We start from the raw sequence: 18149 nt of genomic DNA on the forward strand, positions 1-18149 counted from the left end.
CCCCCCCCCCCCCAGCCCCTCTCCCGCCTCGCGGGAGAGGGGAGCAAACACTGCGCATCCCGGCGCGAGCCACGTGCGTTCTCCCCCCTGCCGTTTTACGGGAGAGGGGAGCAAACACTGCGCATTCCGGCACTAGCCACGTGTGTTCTCCCCTCTCCCGTTTTACGGAACAGGCGAGCAAATCCGCAGTCTTCTAGCCAGCATTCGCCACAATGATCCTGGCGATGTTCGCATCGGCATCGCGGCCCACCGAAGCGTAGACATCCGTCGACAGCGGCGTTACCGCCGGCAGCGTATCGAGGCTGGCGCCGTCGTGCTGGTGAACATCCACCGTCACCCGCATCGACAGGCCGATGCGCAGCGGATGGGCTGCCAGTTGTGCCGGATCGAGCGTGATCCGCACCGGCAGCCGCTGCACCACCTTGATCCAGTTGCCAGTGGCGTTTTGCGCCGGCAGGACCGAGAATGCCGCGCCGGTGCCAGCGGCAAAACCGGCCACCCTGCCGTGGTACCGCACCTGGGCGCCATAAAAGTCCGCCACCAGCGACACGGGCTGGCCCACGCGCATGTCCCGCATCTGGTTTTCCTTGAAGTTGGCGTCCACCCAGACCTGGTCCAGCGGCACCAGGCCCATCAGCGGCACGCCCGGCGCCACGCGCTGGCCTACCTGCACGGCGCGGCGCGCCACAAAGCCGGTGACCGGCGCCGGCAGCGTCGAGCGGGCGTGAGCCAGGTAGGCTGCCCGATAGCTGGCGGCGGCGCGCGCCACGTCGGGATGCTGGGCGATGGTGGTGTGATGGGTCAGGGCCAGGTTCGAAGCCAGCTGCTCCTGCGCCACACGCAGCGCCGCCTGCGCTTCCTTGAGCGTGGACCGGGCGTGGTCGACGTCCTCCTTCGATACGGCGCCGGTGCCGTCGACCGACATCCGCCTGCGTAGATCGTCACGGGCGTTCTCCACGTTGGCCTGCCGCTGCGCGATATTCGCCTGCAGCGTGCCGTTGTTGACATAGAGCGTGCGCACCTGGCGTACCGCTTCGGCTAGTTGCGCGGCGGCTTGCTGCAACGCCACCTCGCTATCGGTGGGGTCGAGTCCCACCAGCGGCTGGCCCATCGTCACGCGTTGCGTATCGTCGGCGGCAATCGACACGACCGTGCCGGGTACCAGCGACGTGACCTGCACCACGTTGCCCGCCACATAGGCGTCGTCGGTGGACGCGTAGTGCCGGCCGATGGTCCACCAGTAGGTGGCGGCGCCTATCCCGGCCATGGCAACCAGCGCGCCCACGGCAATCAGGCGGCGGCGCGGAACGGGCCGCATCTCGGCCGACGGGGCCGACGGGGCCGGTGGCGCCGGCGCGGCGGGGGTGACAAGTGCGTTCATGGTGTGGAGGTCATGGGATTGGGTGTCGCGGTGGCCTGGGCGGCGGCATCCGGCAACTGCCCGACGTAGCCGCCGCCAAGCGTCCAGACCAGCTGGAACTGGAGATCGAGCTGCTGTCCCTGCAGTTGCGCCACCTGGCGCTGCTGCGCCAGCACGCTGTCCTGCGCCGTCAGTACGGCCAGCTGGTTGACCAGGCCCGCCTGCCAGCGGCCCGAGGCCAGCGCATAGGCATGCTCGGCCAGCGCCTGAGCCTGCCGCCGCTGTGCGGTTTCGGCGGCCACGGCCTGCAGGCTGCCCACGGCATCGGCCGTTTCGCGCAAGGCGCTGGTCAGGGTCTGGTTGTAGTCGGCCACGGCCGCGTCGTAGTCGGCGTAGCGCCCGTGCAGGTTCGCCCGCAGCCGGCCGCCCTCGAACACCGGCAGGCGCAGCGACGGGCCAAAGGCAAAGGCGCGGCTCGCGCCAAGCAGGAAATCGGATGGCGTGATCGTGGTCAGCCCGGCCATGGCCGACAGCGTGACGTCGGGCAGGAATTCCGCGCGCGCCACCTCGATATCTTTCGAGGCGGCCTCCACGCGCCACCGTGCCGCCACCAGCTCCGGGCGGCGCGACAGCAGGCCAATCCGCGCATCGTCGGGCAGCGCGGGCATCGGCTGGCTGGCACCGGCCAGCAGCACGGGCCGGGCGATTGCCAGCCCGCGATCGGGCCCCTTGCCCAGCAGCGCCGCAATCTGGTGGCGTGTCAGCGCGATACCGTCGTCGATATGGGTCAGATCGGCCTCGGTGCTGGCAAGGTCGGCGTCCTGCAGGGTGATGCCCACCTGGGTATCGAGCCCGGCCACCAGGCGGGCCTTGCCCAGCGCGGACAGTTCTCGGCGCTGGGTAATCGTCTGCACGGTGATATCGCGTAGCGCATAGAGCGTAGCCAGCCGCGCGTAGACGCGTGCCACACCCGTGGTCAGCAGCAACTGCGCGGCCTGGCTTTCGGCCTCGGCCTCGCGCACGCCGGACAGCGCGGCCTGCAGCGCGCTGCGGTGCCGGCCCCAGAAATCCAGGTCATACGTCAGACCGCTGGACAGCTGCACCTGGTTGATCCAGCGCCCGGATAGCGGCGTGGCGCCAAGCAGGTCGGTCTCCGAAATGCGCTGGCGCGACACGCCGCCGCGGATATCGACATCGGGATACAGGCCGCTGCGCGCGCCCTCGGCCACGGCGCGGGCGGCCTCCACGCGCGCCTGCGCCGCCTGCAGCGTGGGGCTGCCGGCAACGGCCTCGCGGGCCAGCGCGCCAAGCTGGGGGTCGCCAAAGGCGTCGATCCAGTCCTGCGACGGCCAATGGCCATGCCGGGGCGGCAGGCTTTGCGCGGTGCCGGTAACCGGTGCCAGCGTTTGCGTGGGGTGGCTGTGGTCGAACGCGGCGCAGCCCGTCAGCGCCAGGGTAGTCAGTACGGCGGCGGCCACGGGCAGGTGCCGCCATCCGGTAGCGGCAGGCTTCACGGCCCTACTCCGAAGGTTGATGCCGGGAATGATGGCCGCTGGCCTGCCGGGCGGTGATTGCGAACGCCACGTTATTTCGGGATGGCACTACCGTGTGCCGCTACCACCCCAATTGGCCCCGGCCTGCCCCGTTCCGGTGCATCGCGTTGGCCCGGCCTATACCTTCGTTTAACACTGCACCACCTACCCGGCAATTGTGGGCATCCGTGCCCGGCTCCTAGCATTCCAGTCAACCACCGACTGCTTCCACGGGAGCCGCACCATGACACACCAGAAGCTCTGGATGCCGATCATCGCCATCACCCTCGCCTTCGCCACGGTCGGCGTCGCCGGTGCCATGGTGTACCGCATGTGGCAACAGGCCATCGAACCCGTCCACACCGCGACGCACGCCGTGCTGTCGCACCACCGTCCGTGAGGGCTGACATGTCCGAACAGGAAAGCCTGCTGCTGATGTACGGCTGGATCGCCCTTGCCGTGCTGAACCTGATCCTGATTGCCGTCGCGTTCCTGCAGTACGCCGAGTGAACGCGCGCCGCCGCACCGATACCGCATCCCGGGAGCATTGCCATGAAAGATGTAGCCACCACCGTCCTGGACATCCATACCGCCACGGTCCCCGACGTCCCCGACACCCTCGACACCACGTTCGCCAGGGCCGCGCCGCAACTGCGCGTTGCCGCGGCGCAGGCGCCCGGGTTCGTCCAGCGCGAAACCCGCTGGCGCCATGCGCCCGAAGCGGTTGCCACGCCAGGCCATCGCGACGCCATCGTGGTATCGCGTTGGACCTGCGACGGCGAACCGCCTGAAACGGTATCGCACGCTGGCGACCCCACCCGGCACTGCATCGCCATCAACCTGCGGTCCAGCTCGATCCGCTTCCTGTGCGGCGGCATGCCCGTGTTCGATGGCCGCCTGGGCGCCGGCGCGGTCCACGTCACCGCGCCCGGCACCGCCACCAGCGCCGTGTACGCGTCGGCCAGCGACGTGCTTCACCTGTTCGTTCCGCAATCGGTGCTGGCGGCCTGCCATGCCGACCAGTTCGGCCACACCCACGAGGGCGAGCTGCGGCTGGACGACCCCTTCTTCCATGCCGACCCGGCACTGGAGCGGCTGGGCCAGGCGCTGGCCGTGGCGCATTCGCAGGACCCGGGGCTGGGCCGCATCTTTGCCGATAGCGTGGCGCTTGCCATCGTGGCGCGCGTGGTCGCCAATCACTACCAGCGCATCGCGTCGAACACGCGCGCCGTGACCATGCTGCCGCAATGGCGCCTGCGCCGTGCCATCGAGTTCATCGACGCGAACCTGTCCACTCCGATCGGGCTGGCCGATATCGCGCGCAGCACGGGGCTGACGCGTATGTACTTTGCCGCGCAGTTCCGCCGGACCACGGGCATGCGCCCGCACGAATACCTGGTACGCCGCCGCATCGAACACGCGCAGGACCTGCTGCGCGGCGGCGCGGGCAGCGTGCTGGAAGTGGCGATGCGCTGCGGCTTCCGCTCGCAGGCCCATTTCACCACCGTCTTCAAGCGTTTTGTCGGCGACACGCCGCACTGCTGGCGTGTCAAGGTCACCTCAACTCCTGGGAGCACCCATGGCTGAAACCCTGTACCACGCATCCGTGGACACCCGCGATCTGGCGGACGTGCGCGACAGCGCCTGTGACGCCTGGCTGCGCACCATCGCGCTGCTGGATCCGAAAGGCCAGCCGCTGGCGTCCCTGACCTATACGGCCGAGGACAACGCACTGCGCGCCCATGCGCCCATCGTCAGCATCATCGAGCGGCTCAGCGCCGCCATGGCCGTGGTGAGCTGGCGCGACGCCACGCACTGCCGCTACGGAGCGCAGGTCTGGACCGTCGGCACGGCGCGCGACACCGGTGTGTGCGCGCTGTCCGGCCAGCCGATAGACAAGAGCGACCTGGTATTCCGCCCGCAGCGTTCGCGTCCGGCCGCGCTCAACGCCGATGCGATGATCCTGGCCTCGGCCATGGACGCCGCCGGCGCGGCCCTTGCGCCCGCGCCGGACGATGCGCAGCCCACCATTGCCTACCGATCCAATGCCAGGTAACACGCCATGCACGACGTCACCGACCTGTCGCGGCTGCAGTTCGCCTTCACCGCGATCTTTCATATCCTCTGGCCGATCCTGACCATCAGCCTGTCGGCCTTCCTGTTCATCGTCGAAGTGCTCTGGGTACGCACCAACGACGTGACGTGGTACCGCCACGCGCGCTTCTGGAGCAGGCTGCTGCTGTTGAACTTTGCCGTCGGCGTGGTCAGCGGCATTCCGATGGAGTTCGAGTTCGGCACCAACTGGAGCGCCTTCTCGCAATTCACCGGGCAGTTCTTCGGCAATATCCTCGGCTTCGAGGGCGCCATGGCGTTCATGCTCGAGGCCGGCTTTGTCGGCATCATGATGTTCGGCTGGGAGCGCGTGCCGCGCGGCGTACACCTGTTCGCCACCGGCATGGTGGCGCTGGGCTCGTCGCTGTCGGCCTTCTGGATCATGGTCGCCAACTCGTGGATGCAGACGCCGGCCGGCGTGGCGGTGGTGGACGGCAGGATCGTCGTCACCGACTACCTGCGCGCCATCTTCAATCCGGACGCGCTCTGGGGCATCAGCCATATGTGGATGGCCGCGCTGGAAACCGGGCTGGTGGTGGTGGCCGGCATCTCGGCCTGGTATCTGCTGAAGCGGCGCCAGCCTGAATTTTTCGCGCGGTCTTTCCGGCTTGCCATGGTGCTGCTGGTGATCGTGACACCGCTGCAGGTATGGCTTGGCGACGGCAGCGGCGTGGACGTCTTCGAGACGCAGCCCGCCAAGGGTGCCGCCATCGAAGGCCACTGGCAGACCAATGCACCGGGCACCGCCGCATCGTGGTCGCTGCTGGCCTGGCCGAACCAGGACGCCCAGCGCAACGACTGGGCCATCGAGGTACCCGGCATGCTGAGCCTGCTTGCCACGCACAAGGCGCATGGCACCGTCACCGGCCTGGCAGACATTCCGCGCGCCGATCAGCCGCCGATGCTTCCGCTGCTCTACTACGCATTCCGCGTCATGGCCGGCATTGGCGTGCTGTTCGTGGTGCTGGCGTTGTGGACGGCGGGCGTGCTGCGCCGCACGCGGCACCGGCCCGCCGCCTTGAGCCAGCATCGCGCGCTGCTGCTGGCATGGATCGTCGCCATCCCGCTGCCGTACCTGGCCGTCGAGTGCGGCTGGATCGTCCGCGAGGTGGGGCGCCAGCCGTGGCTGGTCTATGGCTTGCTGCGCACGCCGCAAGGGGTCTCCACCGCCATCTCCGCCGCCGACGTGACGGGCAGCATCGCGATGTTCGGCGCCTTCTACGCGGTGCTGCTGGTCACCTTCATCTGGCTGGCCGCCCGCTGGCTGCGCCAGGGCCCGGACCTGACGCTGACGCTGCCGGCACCCGCCACCGCACCCGCCACCGCAGCCACGCCGGCCGTCGGCGGGCGCAGCACCTACTGACCACCGGACATTCGCCATGGAAACTTCCGCTCACACCCTGCTGGTGTCGCTCTGGTTCTGCATCCTGGGGCTGATGCTGGCCGCCTATGTCGTCACCGACGGCTTCGATCTCGGCATCGGCATCCTGAGCCTGTTCGAGCCCGAACGGGCGCGGCGCGACGTGATGGTCGAATCGATCGTCCATGTCTGGGACGCCAATGAAACGTGGCTCGTGGTACTGGGCGGCGGCCTGTTCGGCGCCTTTCCCGTTGCCTATGCGACGCTGCTGCCCCATCTGTACCTGCCGCTGATGGCGCTGATCGCCGGACTGATCATGCGCGGGGCCGCCATCGAGTTTCGCCACGCCACGCATCGCGCCCCGTTCTGGGACCGCGTGTTCGGCGTCGGCAGCCTGCTGGCGGCCGTGTCACAGGGGGTGATCCTGGGCCGCATCATCACCGGGCTCGCCCCGGGTATGTGGAACGCCGTGTTCACGCTGTTTGCCGCCGTGGGCGTGGCCGCCGGCTATGCACTGCTGGGGGCCACCTACCTGGTCAAGAAGACATCCTACCCAGTGGAGGCGTCGGCCCGCACCTGGACGCTGGCGACGCTGCCGGTCACCGTGGTCAGCGCGCTGGTGCTGTCCGGCGCCACGCTGCAGCTGAGCCTGATCGGCACCGAGCGCTGGCACCAGCATGGCGTGCTGGCCGTGCTGCTGGCACTGGGCGTGGTGGCCGCACTGGCGGTGGCCGGGATTGCCGGATCCACCTGGACCGGCAGCCGCCGCACGCCATTCCGCGCCACGGTGCTGCTGTTCCTGGTGTCGTTCTGCGGCCTGGCAATCAGCCTGTTTCCGAACGTGGTGCCGGGGCGCCTGTCGCTGCTGGACGCGGCGTCCGACGACCGCACGCTGGTTTTCATGCTGATCGGCATCGGCGTGCTGCTGCCGGTGATGCTGGGCTACAACCTGTACCAGTACCACGTGTTTCGCGGCAAGGTGGCCGCCTGAATCGGTGCCGCCATGCCGTGCGGACACAAGAAAGCCCTGCGGGCCTTCCGGCCGGCAGGGCTTTTACACCACGGGTACGCGGGCGTACTACGGCGTCACAATGTTGAACCAGAACTCGAAGGTATCGAGGTAGCTGACCAGCTCGTCCAGCTTGGCCTGGTTGCCGCTGACCTTGGCGCTGCCGTTCTTCACCGCGTCGGCCATCCTGGTCTGGCCGAGGATGATGCCGTTCAGCGTGTCGCGCGTCATCGTCACGTTGGCGTCGGCCTGCTGCGCCTGCACGCCGGCGGTATGGTTCAGCACGCCATTTTCCAGCTCCAGCAGGTAGGTGCCATCCGGCTTGCCGAAGTCGACGTTGAGCACGATATGCGCATTGGCTGCCTTGGCGCGGTTCACGCGCACGCTCAGGTAGTCGAAGAACATCTCCGGCGTCATCGCCTTGACCGTGTCGCCGCTGGCCGTGTTCGGGGTGGGCAGCTTCTTCACGCCTTCGCGCAGTTCCTTGGCACCGGTCAGGTAAAAATTGCGCCACGGGCATCGTCGAAGTCGGCGCGATCCGAGAACGGCAGTTCGCCGAGCAGCTTCTGGTTGGCCGCCCTGGTGGCGCTGGAGGCGTATTTTGGAATGCGTACTGAGGAAAATGCCAAATGCCCTGCCCAGCCCTGCAGGCTGGCAGCGGCCCGGGCCGCCATCACGTCGGATGGCAGCAACGCAGCCAGATGCCGCGTCCCGGCGCAGGAAGCCGGGCGCGGCAGCCAGATTACCTGACCGATTCCGCCAGGAACCACGCGCGGCGCTGGGCCTCGTCGATCCAGTTTTCCAGCAGGCTGGCCGTGGCAACGTCGGCATGGTCGTCACACACGGCATGCGCGTCGAGCATGGCTTCCACGAGCATGAGGTTGTCGGCATGCAGCTCGCGCAGCATGGCCTTGGGCGAAACATCCTCGGCGTCGTTGTCGCGCACGCGCTGCAACCGGGCAATGGCGCCAATCGAGCGCAGCGTCGTGCCGCCGATCTTGCGCACGCGCTCGGCCACGTCGTCGGTAATCGCAAAGATCTGGGCCGACTGCTCGTCCAGCATCAGGTGGTAGTCGCGGAAGTGCGGGCCGGACATGTGCCAGTGGAAGTTCTTGGTCTTCAGGTACAGCGCGAAGACATCGGCCAGCAGCCGGTTCAGATGGTCGGAGATTTCAGTGACGGCCAGGCCGGGATCGTCGAGTTGGGTATTGGTCATGATGGACTCCGGAAAAGGGCTAGCGATAGGGCGATGTGCCCCGATTCAGTGCACCCGCAGGCGCCTGTGGCGCGGGCGAGTGCCCATCTCGACTGTGCGCCTGGGCCGATGGCGCGGATTGTCCCCAGATCAACCGGTTGCCAAAATGCACCCAAGGTTCTGGATGGGCCACGAATGCATGTACATCTCCTATACCTTCATATGATTCCTCGACCAGTCATTCAGGACTAACATCAGCGTCGGATCATGCTGCCGGTCGTGGGCATGGCGTACCGATAACCAGCAAGACGGGCGAAACAGGGATGTACAACCCAACCACCAACCGGCTGTTGATGGGCGCGGCAGGCCTGCTGGGCCTGTCCGTATTCGCGATCGACGCCTTCACGCCACTGGATTTCGCCATCGCGGTGGTCTACGTGCTTGTTATCCTGCTGGTGGCGCTGACCGGCTCGATCCTCGCCACGCGGGTCACCGCCGCCATTGCGCTGGTGCTGACCGTGGTGGCCTTTGCCTTCTCGCAGAACCCGGACCCCGACCACGGCCAGCTGGCCCGCTTTGTCTTTGCCCTGCTGGCAATCGGCACCACCACCCTGCTGGCGCTGCGGAACCTGGCCGACATGACGCGCAGGCGCCGCACCGAGGCCGCCCTGGCGCGCAGCGAAGCGTTCCTGGCCGAAGCCCAGCGGCTCAGCAAGACCGGCAGTATCGCGCTGCGCCTGCCGGCCAACACGATGACGTGGTCGGACGAGGCGTTCCGCATCCTGGGTTACCCGCGCGGCGAGGCGCCGCACTTCGGCATGGTGCTCACGCGCGTGCATCCGGACGACTTGGCCGAAGTGCAGCGTGTCCATGCGGCCATGCTCGGCGGCATGGACAGCGTGGACTTGCGGCACCGGCTGCTGCTGCCGGACGGCGCGACCCGCCACGTGCATCTGGTGGCGCGCCGCAGCGCCACGGCCGGCGACCAGCACGAGTACGTAGGCGCCCTGATGGATACCACCGACGCCACCGAGACCCAGCAGGTGCTGCATCGGACCATGACCGAACTCGCGCATGTGTCGCGCGTGACCACACTTGGGCAACTGGCCGCGTCGATTGCGCACGAGGTGACGCAGCCAATGGCCGCCATTGTCACGTGCGGCAGCTCGGCACTGCGCTGGCTGCAGCGCGACGAGCCCGAGATCGCCGAGGCCACCGAATCGATCGAACAGGTGATTCGCGATGCCAGCCGCGCGAACGACATCATCCGCCAGATTCGCGCCATGGCGCAGAAATCGGAACCGAAGTACGTGGATATCGGCGTCGACCACCTGGTGACGGCGTCGCTGGAACTGGTGCGGCGCGAACTGCAGGACCACCAGGTATCTGCGGACCTGGACCTCGATGCCGGCGACGTGCAGATTCACGGAGACTGGACGCAACTGCAGCAGGTGCTGGTGAACCTGATGGTGAATGCCGCGCAGGCCATGTCGCATGTTTCCGGACGGCGCAGGCTCACACTGGCCAGCCGCGTGATGGCGGATCACACGGTGCTGCTGCTGGTGGGCGACACCGGGCCAGGCATTCCCGACAAGGACATGGATCACCTGTTCAACGCGTTCTATACGACCAAGCCGGACGGCATGGGCATGGGCCTGTCGATTTGCCGGAATATCGTCGAGTCCCACGGAGGCAGCATCACGGCGGAATCGCCGCCGGAAGGCGGTGCGAAGATGATCGTGCGATTGCCGCAACGGATGGCCGACGGCGAGCAGGCGACCGAAGAGGCGGCCTGATGCCGGCCTGAAGGCAGCCCGAAACCCTGCACCTCGATCCATCGAAACAAAACCGGCGCCCGGGCGGCACCTCAGACGCCTGCCCAGAGCGCCGTGACCAGCGCCATGCCGCAACTGGCGGCACAGATACCCAGCCATGCCAGCGCCAGCCTGACGCCATCGACGGCCGCGCTGGCGGCCCGGCCGTCGATTCCGCCGGTGGAGATCATGCCGGCGTTCATGCAGGCGCGTTGCCCGGAGGCGCCGACACACCGGTCAGATCCTGCCCCACCTGGATAAAGCGCCCCTGGTCGGCAGGCAACACATTGAAGCGCGCGCCCTGCGTGTAGACATCACGCGGCTGGTCGATGTTGTACTGCGGGTGCGAATGCGTGGCGGCGTGCTTGCCGGTTTCGGCGGCATTTGCCATGCCGGTGCCGAGTGCGCTGACGGCGGCCACGCCGCATGCCACGAGAACGGGAACGATGTGCTTGCGAATCATGATGGACTCCTGGTTGACTTGCGTTGCAGACGGGAGAGAACTTCCTGTCTTCCCGCCGGGGCCCGCATCGCAAGCCCGTGAATCCATCGTAGGCGGCCGCGCCGTGCGGCGCATTCGTACCTGGGTTGCCTCGCGGTAGTCAATTTGTAGGGCACCATCATCCTTTGGTTTGCCTGGCGCATCGACTGACGTGCAAAACCGAAACCGGCGCCGTCGGCCGCAATGCCCGCCCCCCTGCCCCCGATACGCTTGGGTCATCGCAACGTATCGTCCCTTTCAGGCAGGAGCCCCCGCCATGGCCTTCAAGTCCAAGCCGCGCATCGAACCCTATACCCACGCCGCCGCCGGATGGGGCGCGCTGAAGTACGTGGCCATCCACCTCATCAAGCAACGGGTGCCGGGCCGCGACTACGCAATGCTGTTCCGGCAGAACAAGGCCGACGGCTTCGACTGCCCCGGCTGCGCGTGGCCCGACCGCGAACACGCATCGACGTTCGAATTCTGCGAGAACGGCGTCAAGGCCGTGGCGGCGGAATCCACCGCCAAGCGCGTCACGGCGGCATTCCTGTCACATCACACCGTGGCGTCGCTGATGGAGCAGACCGATTACGAACTGGAGCAGCATGGCCGCCTGACCGAGCCGGTGATCTATGACGGGCTGTCCGACACGTACCGGCCCATCTCGTGGCATGACGCCTTCGCGCTGATCGGCACCCGGCTGCGCGCCCTGCCCGATCCGAACCAGGCGGCCTTCTACACATCGGGCCGGGCCAGCAACGAAGCGGCGTTCCTGTACCAGCTGTTTGCGCGCATGGTGGGCACCAACAACTTCCCGGACTGCTCGAACATGTGCCACGAGGCCACCAGCCGCGGCATGCCCCATACGGTGGGCGTGGGCAAGGGCACGGTGACGCTCGACGATTTCGAGACCTGCGACACGGTCCTGCTGTTCGGCCAGAATCCCGCCACCAATCACCCCCGCATGCTGGCCGAACTACGCGACTGCGCCAGGCGGGGCGCCACGCTGGTATCGATCAATCCGCTGCGCGAACGCGGGCTGGAGCGCTTTACCAGCCCGCAGAGCCCGGTCGAGATGCTGACCATGTCGGACACAAAGATCTGCTCGGTATTCGTGCGTCCCACGCTGGGCGGCGACTACGCGCTGATCAAGGGCGTAGCCAAGCGCGTGCTGGAACTGGACGACGAGGCGCAAGCCAATGGCGCGGCCCGCGTGCTGGACACCGCGTTCATCGCCGGGCACACACACGGGTTCGAAGCCTTCGCGGCCGATCTGCGTGCCGAATCGTGGACCGTCATCGAGCAGGAATCGGGCGTGCCGCGCGAGGAAATCGAGGGCCTGGCCGCGATCTATGCCCGGGGCCAACGCGTGATCTGCACGTGGGGCATGGGGCTGACCCAGCACAAGCACTCGGTGCAGACCATCCAGATGCTGACCAACCTGATGATGCTGCGCGGCAATATCGGGCGCGCGGGCGCGGGCCTGTGTCCCGTGCGGGGCCACTCCAACGTGCAGGGAAACCGGACTGTCGGCATCGAGGAGCAGCCGACCGCGGCTTTCCTGGACAAGCTGGGCGCTGCATTCCGATTTACCCCGCCACGCGCGCACGGCTACGACGTGGTGGAGAGCATCGAGGCCATGCTGCGTGGCGACGTGAAGGTCTTCGTGGCGCTGGGCGGCAACTTCGCGGCGGCCACTCCTGACACGCCCCGCACCTGGGACGCGCTGCGTGCATGCAACCTGACCGTGCATATCGCCACCAAGCTCAACCGCAGCCATCTGGTCCACGGCAAGGAGGCGCTGATCCTGCCCACGCTGGGCCGCACCGAGATCGACCTGCAGGGCGGCGTGCCGCAGGGCGTGACGGTCGAAGACTCGGTGTCGAAGGTGCATATCTCGTTCGGCATGAATACGCCTGCGTCGCCAGACCTGATGTCCGAGACCGCGATCATCGCCAACCTGGCCCATGCAACGCTGGGCAGCAACACGGTTGACTGGCGGTGGTACGCGCAGGACTACGCGCGCATACGCGACAAGATCGCCGAGGTCATCGACGGGTTCGAGCACTACAACGCCCGCGTGGCGGTGCCGGGCGGCTTTCACCTGTACGTGCCCGCCCGTGAGCGCCAATGGCATACGCCGTCCGGCAAGGCCGAATTCCTGGTCAACCCGCTAAGCCCCGACACGCCGATCGCCCAGGCCCGGGCGCGCCACGGCGAACGCGTGATGACGCTGATGACCACCCGTTCCCACGACCAGTACAACACCACGATCTACGCGCTGGACGACCGCTATCGCGGCGTCTTTGGCCAGCGCCGCGTGGTGTTCATCCATCCCGCCGACCTGGAATTGCTGGACTTGCGCGATGGTGAATGGGTGGACCTGACCACGGTCTGGCACGACGATATCGAGCGGCGCGCCGCCGGGTTCCGGCTGGTGGCCTACGATATTCCGCGTGGCTGCGTGGCCGCCTACTACCCCGAGACCAACCCGCTGGTGCCGCTGGACAGCGTGGCCGACCTCTGCAATACGCCAACATCCAAGTCGATTCCGGTGCTGCTGCACCGGACCAGCGCGGCAACTGTATCTCCGTGAGCGTTGACTCGTAGCGTACTTGAGCCCTCAACGCCCTGACCTGGCCACTGCCAGCCACTGGTACGTGGCCAGTTTCATTGGGTCCCGGCGGAAATGTCTGCGGCGTTCGCGCAACGGAATCTGCACCAGATTCGTCAATCCGGCTTGAATCCAGGCAGACATTCCAACGCCCGGCCTGGCCGGAATCCTCCGTTTTTGTCATGTACATGACATCGACCGGGCTGCATCCGGCGCCCCGTCACGGTGTGACGATCCTCGTCACCGCACGGCGCAATTTTTGTCACCCCAGGCGCCAGATAATGACAATTGACATCTATTTAAGCGGCTCACGATAATCGCCGCGGCTACAGGGAATGGGCCTGTTTCCGGCGCATGGCTGCAGTGCAAGCCGGCGGCGGAAATAACAGATCGAAAAGCGGAGCCCCGTGCGGTTCCGATAAAAACGAGGGGTCAATACATGAAAAAAGTCGCTCACTATCGTGGGCCGGCATTGCTGCTGGCCGCCGTATTGATGGCCGCCGCGTGTGGTGGCGGCGGAGGCGGTGATGGCAGCGCGCCGCCTCCGGCGGTCACGCCATCGCTCTACGAACCGCTGTACAGCGCCGACACGCCGGTCATGGAACAGATCCAGTACCGGGAGGCCGACGGCACGCTGGTGACGATGATGGGCTCGCGCCCGACCGAGCGCCACGCACGCGAGCGAGGCGAGGCCTGGGACGCCCCCGATGCGGGCCCCGGACGCTATCTGACCTTCCCCACCTTCTACTTCCAGAACCGCACGTTCGGCCTGGAGATCCGCGATCACGTACCGGCCGGCAAGCAGCTGATCGAGGTCTACCTGCGCGTGAACCAGGGCATCTTCGACGGCACCACGTTCAGCCTGTTCCGTAACGTGCTCGACCCCACCGTGCGTGACTATGGCTGGTCGCTGAACTATGGCTTCAACAACCCGAAGGAGGGTGGCCTGCCGATCTGCCGCGAGAACCAGCCGCGCGAAGACTGCATGATGACGTTCGATTCGAACTGGCGCACCGACCCGCACAGTCCGCTGAAGATCGGCGACAAGGTCGAACTGGCTCCGGCGCCGCGCCTCAAGCGCGACCCGGTGGTGGACGGTGGCGGCAGCCGCTACTACTCGTTCGAGCAGCTCTACATCGTCGGCGTGGGCATGCGCCCCTGGTACGGCATCGCCCCGAACCTGGATTCGGAACCGTTGCCCGACGACGCCCTGCTGGGCGGCCAGGCGAGCCTTTCGTACAACTACTCGGAAGAGCCGATGCGGGTCTTCCAGCAGATGGCCAACAACATCGGCATCACCAACACGCAGCGCTTCGTGGAAGGCCGCCGGCTGTTCCACACATCGTTCGCCGATGGCACGCACTCCGAGCACGATCGCGACAATCCCGTGTTCACCGCCCATATCGGGCAGCTTGGCGCACGCTACAACCAGCCGCGCTGTATCGAGTGCCACACCAACAACGGGCGCAGCAAGCCGCTGGCGCTGGGCGCGAAGCTGGACACGATGTCGTTCCTGACCGCCAACGGCGACGGCACCGGCCCCGATCCGGTCTATGGCCACAACGTGCAGCAGCACGCGCAGGATGCCAAAGCGGCCGCCTATGACGTCACCGTGCAGTCGTTCGACACCACCGTGCGCACGCTGCCCGATGGCGAGAAGGTGGAACTGGTCAAGCCCGTCTTCGCGTTCACGGGCCCCGCCCCCGGCCGCTTCTCGGCGCGCCAGGCCGCGCAGGTGATCGGCATGGGGCTGCTCGAAGCCATTCCCGAGGCCACCATCCTGGGCATGTCCGACCCCGACGACGCCAACGGCGACGGCATTCGTGGCATCGCCAACCTCGTGGTGGACCCGCAGACAGGCAAGACCCACGTGGGCCGCTTTGGCTGGAAGGCATCGAAGGGCAGCATCCGCCAGCAGGTGGCCGATGCGCTGATCAAGGACCTGGGCGTGACGTCGCCGATGTTCCCCGACTACGGCTGCCAGCGTGGCGCCGCGAACTGCCACACGGTCACCACACCGACGTCGATCAGCGAAAACGAACTGCAGCGCATGACGCACTACCTGTCGCTGATCGCCGTGCCGGCCCAGCGCAAGCTGCGCAGCGGCTTCCCGGACGGCATCCGCGTATCGCCCGAGCATGACGTGGACCCGGCACAGATCGCCCGGGGTACCGACCTGTTCACGCAAGTGCGCTGCGTGGCCTGCCATACGCCGACCTTGAAGACCGGCAGCACGCATCCGTTTGCCGAGCTTCGCGAGCAGACCATCCATCCGTACACCGATCTGCTGCTGCACGACATGGGTCCCGGCCTGGCCGACACGCTGTCCGAAGGCCGCGCGTATCCGAGCCAGTGGCGCACCGCGCCGCTATGGGGCATCGGCTCGCTGCGTTTCGTGCAGGGTGGCGATGCCAGCGTGCGCCTGCTGCACGACGGCCGCGCCCGCACCATCCCCGAAGCCGTGCTCTGGCATGGCGGCGAGGCCACCGATAGCCGCCAGCGCTATGAAGCGCTGCCGAAGACCGATCGCGACGCGATCACGGCGTTCCTGCAGTCGCTGTAGCGTGCCCTGACGCCAAGGCTCCCCTCCTCCGCTCGCGGGAGAGGGGAGAAGTCCAAGATCCGACGCTGCTTCACACGAACACTCAAATGCTGATGCACACCCTACGCAGCCGTGCCGTTGCACCGCTGCTCATGGCTTTCGCGCTTGCCGCCTGCGGTGGCGGCGGCGACGGCGGCACCGCCACCGGCAACGGTGGATCCACCGGTTCCGGCGGCACCCTTGCGCCAAGCACCCCCGCCGCGCCCGTCACCCCGCCTGCGGCCACGCCGGGCGTGACCAAGAGCGCCAAACGCGGCATCGCGTACGACCTGGCAACCACGGCAGACGTCGCCGCGCTGGCCCCGGGCGTATCGTGGTGGTACAACTGGTCGCCCAGACCGAGCCCCACGGCACCCGTCGACACGCGCACCGCCTATGGCATGGATTTCGTTCCGATGCTCTGGAATGACTACGCGTTCGACGCCGCCACCGTGGAGACCTGGCTGAAGGACCATCCGGAGGTCAAGTACCTGCTGCTGATGAACGAGCCGAACCTGACGGACCAGTCCAATCTGTCGCCCGCCGCCGCCGCGGCCGCGTGGCCCCAGTTCGAGGCCATCGCCGCCCGCACCGGGGTCAAGCTCGTGGGGCCGGCCCTCACATGGGGCACCATGCCGGGCTACAGCGATCCCGTGGTGTGGCTCGATGCGTTCTACAACGCCTATCGCGCCGCCAACGGCAACCGCAATCCCCAGATCGACTACCTGGCCTTCCATTGGTACGACTACGGCCTGGGCGGGCAGCTCGACCGCCTGACCAAATATGGAAAGCCGTTCTGGGTCACCGAGTTCGCCAACTGGCACGACAACGCCGACGGTGCACAGGTCGACACGCTGGACAAGCAGAAGGCGCAGATGCGGGAAATGGTCGCCACCTGCGAGCAGCGCACCGATGTGTTCCGCTACGCGTGGTTCACGGGCCGCTGGAACCCCGATCCACACTACACGAGCCTGCTCGGCGCCGATGGCGAACTGTCGGAACTGGGGCGTTACTACCTGAGCCTGCCATTCTGACGGCACCCGCCGGCCTGCCGCATCGATCCGATGGAGGCAGGCGGGATGCCCTGGCTACCGGGTTGCACGGTGGTCGGCAGATCCGCGCGCCAGCGGGGCCGTCGGCGGCGCCACCGCTGTCGAGGTGCCCGGCACGCGCGCCGCCGCCACCGCTTCGCGCTCCACGCGAAGCTGGTCGATCTCGGCGCCGACGTCTCCGGCCTCGCTGACTCCCATCGAGATCACCACGGTTCCGCGGGCCACCGGCACCGGCACCGGCGGTGACATGCCGCTGCATCGCGCCGTCGTGCACGGCAAGCCGTTGCCGCCCAGCGGCACCCGTGCGATCGTGGTGGCTGCCGAGCCCAGTTCGGCAAACGTTGCCGCGCCCTCGCCGTTGACCACAAGCTGCCGGGCCACCAGCGCGAATGCCACCGCAATCTGGGCCGGCTGCCCGCCGCTGGCCGCAGCCGTCTTCGCGATCGAATTCGCGGCGCGGACATAGAGCGGACGAAAGCGGAAATAGTCGGTGAACTTGCCATCCTGGAGCTTTTGCTCGATGGCGAGCACGGCGATCAGGCCGGGATGCGATGGGGCGTCGCCCTGCGCGTAGCGCGCAAACACCGCGCAGCGCACCCCCCGGAACCCCGCCGCCGAAAAGCTCACGTCGACATTGCTGGCGTCGATTGCCTCGCGCATGAGTTGTTCCGGACTGCCCTGCTCCTTATCCGCGTAGAGATCGGCATGGAGCCGTGTCCCGGTGACGACGAACGAGGTGGCCGCGGCGGCTGTCCGGCCCGCCGGCGCCGATGGCGATTTCGCGGAAGGCTCGGCACACTGCGGCGAGGCCATCAGGTCCTTGAGCTCGCGGTTCTCGGGCAATGCCAGGATGGCGCCCAGGTCCTTGTCCGCCGACCAGTCCTTGCCGGCAGCCACCCAGCCCTGCGCCGCACGCTTCGGTTTGCCGCTGAGGTCATCGGCCTTGAAGGCGGATGGCGGTGGCGCTTTCGGTGTCGATGTGCAGCCGGCGGCGAGCATGCAGCCGGCAACGAGTCCCGTAAAGGTCCTCATGCTGCCC

Annotated in this window: 17 protein-coding genes; 9 read left to right on the top strand and 8 right to left on the bottom strand. The window is 67.3% G+C overall.

The window, feature by feature from the left end:
• Positions 1 to 193: 193 nt before the first annotated feature.
• The gene (locus tag A9J21_RS27425) at positions 194 to 1381 is read right to left on the bottom strand and encodes an efflux RND transporter periplasmic adaptor subunit (RefSeq protein ID WP_066741275.1); all 1188 of its coding nucleotides are present in this window, start codon (positions 1379 to 1381) and stop codon (positions 194 to 196) included.
• Positions 1378 to 2874 carry an efflux transporter outer membrane subunit gene (locus tag A9J21_RS27430; RefSeq protein ID WP_231907063.1) on the bottom strand — a complete coding sequence of 499 codons (1497 nt, stop codon included), beginning with the start codon at positions 2872 to 2874 and terminating at the stop codon, positions 1378 to 1380. Before A9J21_RS27430 ends, A9J21_RS27425 begins: the two co-directional genes overlap by 4 nt.
• Before the next feature lie 262 nt (positions 2875 to 3136).
• Between A9J21_RS27430 and A9J21_RS31790 the strand changes: the two genes are divergently transcribed.
• From A9J21_RS31790 to A9J21_RS27450, 5 genes are all read left to right on the top strand, one after another.
• Entirely contained in the window at positions 3137 to 3292 is a 156-nt protein-coding gene (locus A9J21_RS31790) for a hypothetical protein (protein WP_156546236.1), read from the top strand.
• Between the two features lie 152 nt (positions 3293 to 3444).
• The gene (locus A9J21_RS27435; protein WP_082926647.1) at positions 3445 to 4479 is read left to right on the top strand and encodes an AraC family transcriptional regulator; all 1035 of its coding nucleotides are present in this window, start codon (positions 3445 to 3447) and stop codon (positions 4477 to 4479) included.
• A complete protein-coding gene (locus A9J21_RS27440; RefSeq protein ID WP_066741279.1) occupies positions 4472 to 4948 on the top strand; it encodes a DUF3331 domain-containing protein in 477 nt (158 codons plus the stop codon). The genes A9J21_RS27435 and A9J21_RS27440 overlap by 8 nt, the downstream gene beginning before the upstream one ends.
• A gap of 6 nt (positions 4949 to 4954) precedes the next feature.
• A complete protein-coding gene (locus A9J21_RS27445) occupies positions 4955 to 6367 on the top strand; it encodes a cytochrome ubiquinol oxidase subunit I (protein WP_066741281.1) in 1413 nt (470 codons plus the stop codon).
• Positions 6368 to 6383: 16 nt separating this feature from the next.
• Entirely contained in the window at positions 6384 to 7355 is a 972-nt protein-coding gene (locus A9J21_RS27450; protein ID WP_066741283.1) for a cytochrome d ubiquinol oxidase subunit II, read from the top strand.
• Positions 7356 to 7442: 87 nt separating this feature from the next.
• On the opposite strand, the gene A9J21_RS27455 is transcribed toward A9J21_RS27450, so the two are convergent.
• The 3 genes from A9J21_RS27455 to A9J21_RS27465 are packed head-to-tail and all read right to left on the bottom strand — an operon-like array spanning position 7443 to position 8589.
• Positions 7443 to 7841, bottom strand: coding sequence for an alkyl sulfatase C-terminal domain-containing protein (locus A9J21_RS27455; protein ID WP_066741284.1), 399 nt, complete (start codon positions 7839 to 7841; stop codon positions 7443 to 7445).
• 26 nt (positions 7842 to 7867) lie between these two features.
• A complete protein-coding gene (locus A9J21_RS32120; protein ID WP_066741286.1) occupies positions 7868 to 8065 on the bottom strand; it encodes a hypothetical protein in 198 nt (65 codons plus the stop codon).
• Between the two features lie 50 nt (positions 8066 to 8115).
• Positions 8116 to 8589, bottom strand: coding sequence for a Dps family protein (locus A9J21_RS27465; protein ID WP_066741292.1), 474 nt, complete (start codon positions 8587 to 8589; stop codon positions 8116 to 8118).
• A gap of 302 nt (positions 8590 to 8891) precedes the next feature.
• Between A9J21_RS27465 and A9J21_RS27470 the strand changes: the two genes are divergently transcribed.
• A complete protein-coding gene (locus A9J21_RS27470; RefSeq protein WP_066741294.1) occupies positions 8892 to 10364 on the top strand; it encodes a sensor histidine kinase in 1473 nt (490 codons plus the stop codon).
• 71 nt (positions 10365 to 10435) lie between these two features.
• On the opposite strand, the gene A9J21_RS31795 is transcribed toward A9J21_RS27470, so the two are convergent.
• Together A9J21_RS31795 and A9J21_RS27475 are read right to left on the bottom strand one after the other, a co-directional pair.
• Positions 10436 to 10585 carry a hypothetical protein gene (locus A9J21_RS31795; protein ID WP_156546239.1) on the bottom strand — a complete coding sequence of 50 codons (150 nt, stop codon included), beginning with the start codon at positions 10583 to 10585 and terminating at the stop codon, positions 10436 to 10438.
• A complete protein-coding gene (locus A9J21_RS27475) occupies positions 10582 to 10845 on the bottom strand; it encodes a hypothetical protein (protein ID WP_066741296.1) in 264 nt (87 codons plus the stop codon). The genes A9J21_RS31795 and A9J21_RS27475 overlap by 4 nt, the downstream gene beginning before the upstream one ends.
• Before the next feature lie 295 nt (positions 10846 to 11140).
• Between A9J21_RS27475 and A9J21_RS27480 the strand changes: the two genes are divergently transcribed.
• The 3 genes from A9J21_RS27480 (at position 11141) to A9J21_RS27490 (ending at position 17092) form a co-directional block, all read left to right on the top strand.
• The gene (locus A9J21_RS27480) at positions 11141 to 13459 is read left to right on the top strand and encodes an FdhF/YdeP family oxidoreductase (protein WP_066741298.1); all 2319 of its coding nucleotides are present in this window, start codon (positions 11141 to 11143) and stop codon (positions 13457 to 13459) included.
• A 457-nt stretch (positions 13460 to 13916) separates the two neighbouring features.
• Positions 13917 to 16040: a di-heme oxidoredictase family protein gene (locus A9J21_RS27485; RefSeq protein WP_082926648.1), complete on the top strand. Its 2124-nt coding sequence runs from the start codon at positions 13917 to 13919 to the stop codon at positions 16038 to 16040.
• Between the two features lie 86 nt (positions 16041 to 16126).
• Complete coding sequence (locus A9J21_RS27490) at positions 16127 to 17092, top strand: glycosyl hydrolase (RefSeq protein WP_231907064.1); 966 nt, start codon at positions 16127 to 16129, stop codon at positions 17090 to 17092.
• 54 nt (positions 17093 to 17146) lie between these two features.
• Here the strand turns inward: A9J21_RS27490 and A9J21_RS27495 are convergent, their stop codons facing one another.
• Positions 17147 to 18142, bottom strand: a complete 996-nt coding sequence (locus A9J21_RS27495) for a hypothetical protein (protein WP_156546242.1) — start codon at positions 18140 to 18142, stop codon at positions 17147 to 17149.
• Positions 18143 to 18149 lie beyond the last annotated feature (7 nt).

It is taken from the genome of Cupriavidus sp. D384 (assembly GCF_001652915.1).
Classification (GTDB): domain Bacteria; phylum Pseudomonadota; class Gammaproteobacteria; order Burkholderiales; family Burkholderiaceae; genus Cupriavidus.

Excerpts from the sequence above, each read along its gene's own strand:
- A9J21_RS31790 (WP_156546236.1), top strand. The coding sequence starts at position 3,137 with ATGACACACCAGAAGCTCTGGATGCCGATCATCGCCATCACCCTCGCC.
- A9J21_RS27425 (WP_066741275.1), bottom strand. The coding sequence starts at position 1,381 with ATGAACGCACTTGTCACCCCCGCCGCGCCGGCGCCACCGGCCCCGTCG.
- A9J21_RS31795 (WP_156546239.1), bottom strand. The coding sequence starts at position 10,585 with ATGAACGCCGGCATGATCTCCACCGGCGGAATCGACGGCCGGGCCGCC.
- A9J21_RS27450 (WP_066741283.1), top strand. The coding sequence starts at position 6,384 with ATGGAAACTTCCGCTCACACCCTGCTGGTGTCGCTCTGGTTCTGCATC.
- A9J21_RS27465 (WP_066741292.1), bottom strand. The coding sequence starts at position 8,589 with ATGACCAATACCCAACTCGACGATCCCGGCCTGGCCGTCACTGAAATC.
- A9J21_RS27485 (WP_082926648.1), top strand. The coding sequence starts at position 13,917 with ATGAAAAAAGTCGCTCACTATCGTGGGCCGGCATTGCTGCTGGCCGCC.
- A9J21_RS27480 (WP_066741298.1), top strand. The coding sequence starts at position 11,141 with ATGGCCTTCAAGTCCAAGCCGCGCATCGAACCCTATACCCACGCCGCC.
- A9J21_RS27445 (WP_066741281.1), top strand. The coding sequence starts at position 4,955 with ATGCACGACGTCACCGACCTGTCGCGGCTGCAGTTCGCCTTCACCGCG.
- A9J21_RS27435 (WP_082926647.1), top strand. The coding sequence starts at position 3,445 with ATGAAAGATGTAGCCACCACCGTCCTGGACATCCATACCGCCACGGTC.
- A9J21_RS27490 (WP_231907064.1), top strand. The coding sequence starts at position 16,127 with ATGCTGATGCACACCCTACGCAGCCGTGCCGTTGCACCGCTGCTCATG.
- A9J21_RS27470 (WP_066741294.1), top strand. The coding sequence starts at position 8,892 with ATGTACAACCCAACCACCAACCGGCTGTTGATGGGCGCGGCAGGCCTG.
- A9J21_RS27440 (WP_066741279.1), top strand. The coding sequence starts at position 4,472 with ATGGCTGAAACCCTGTACCACGCATCCGTGGACACCCGCGATCTGGCG.
- A9J21_RS27475 (WP_066741296.1), bottom strand. The coding sequence starts at position 10,845 with ATGATTCGCAAGCACATCGTTCCCGTTCTCGTGGCATGCGGCGTGGCC.
- A9J21_RS27495 (WP_156546242.1), bottom strand. The coding sequence starts at position 18,142 with ATGAGGACCTTTACGGGACTCGTTGCCGGCTGCATGCTCGCCGCCGGC.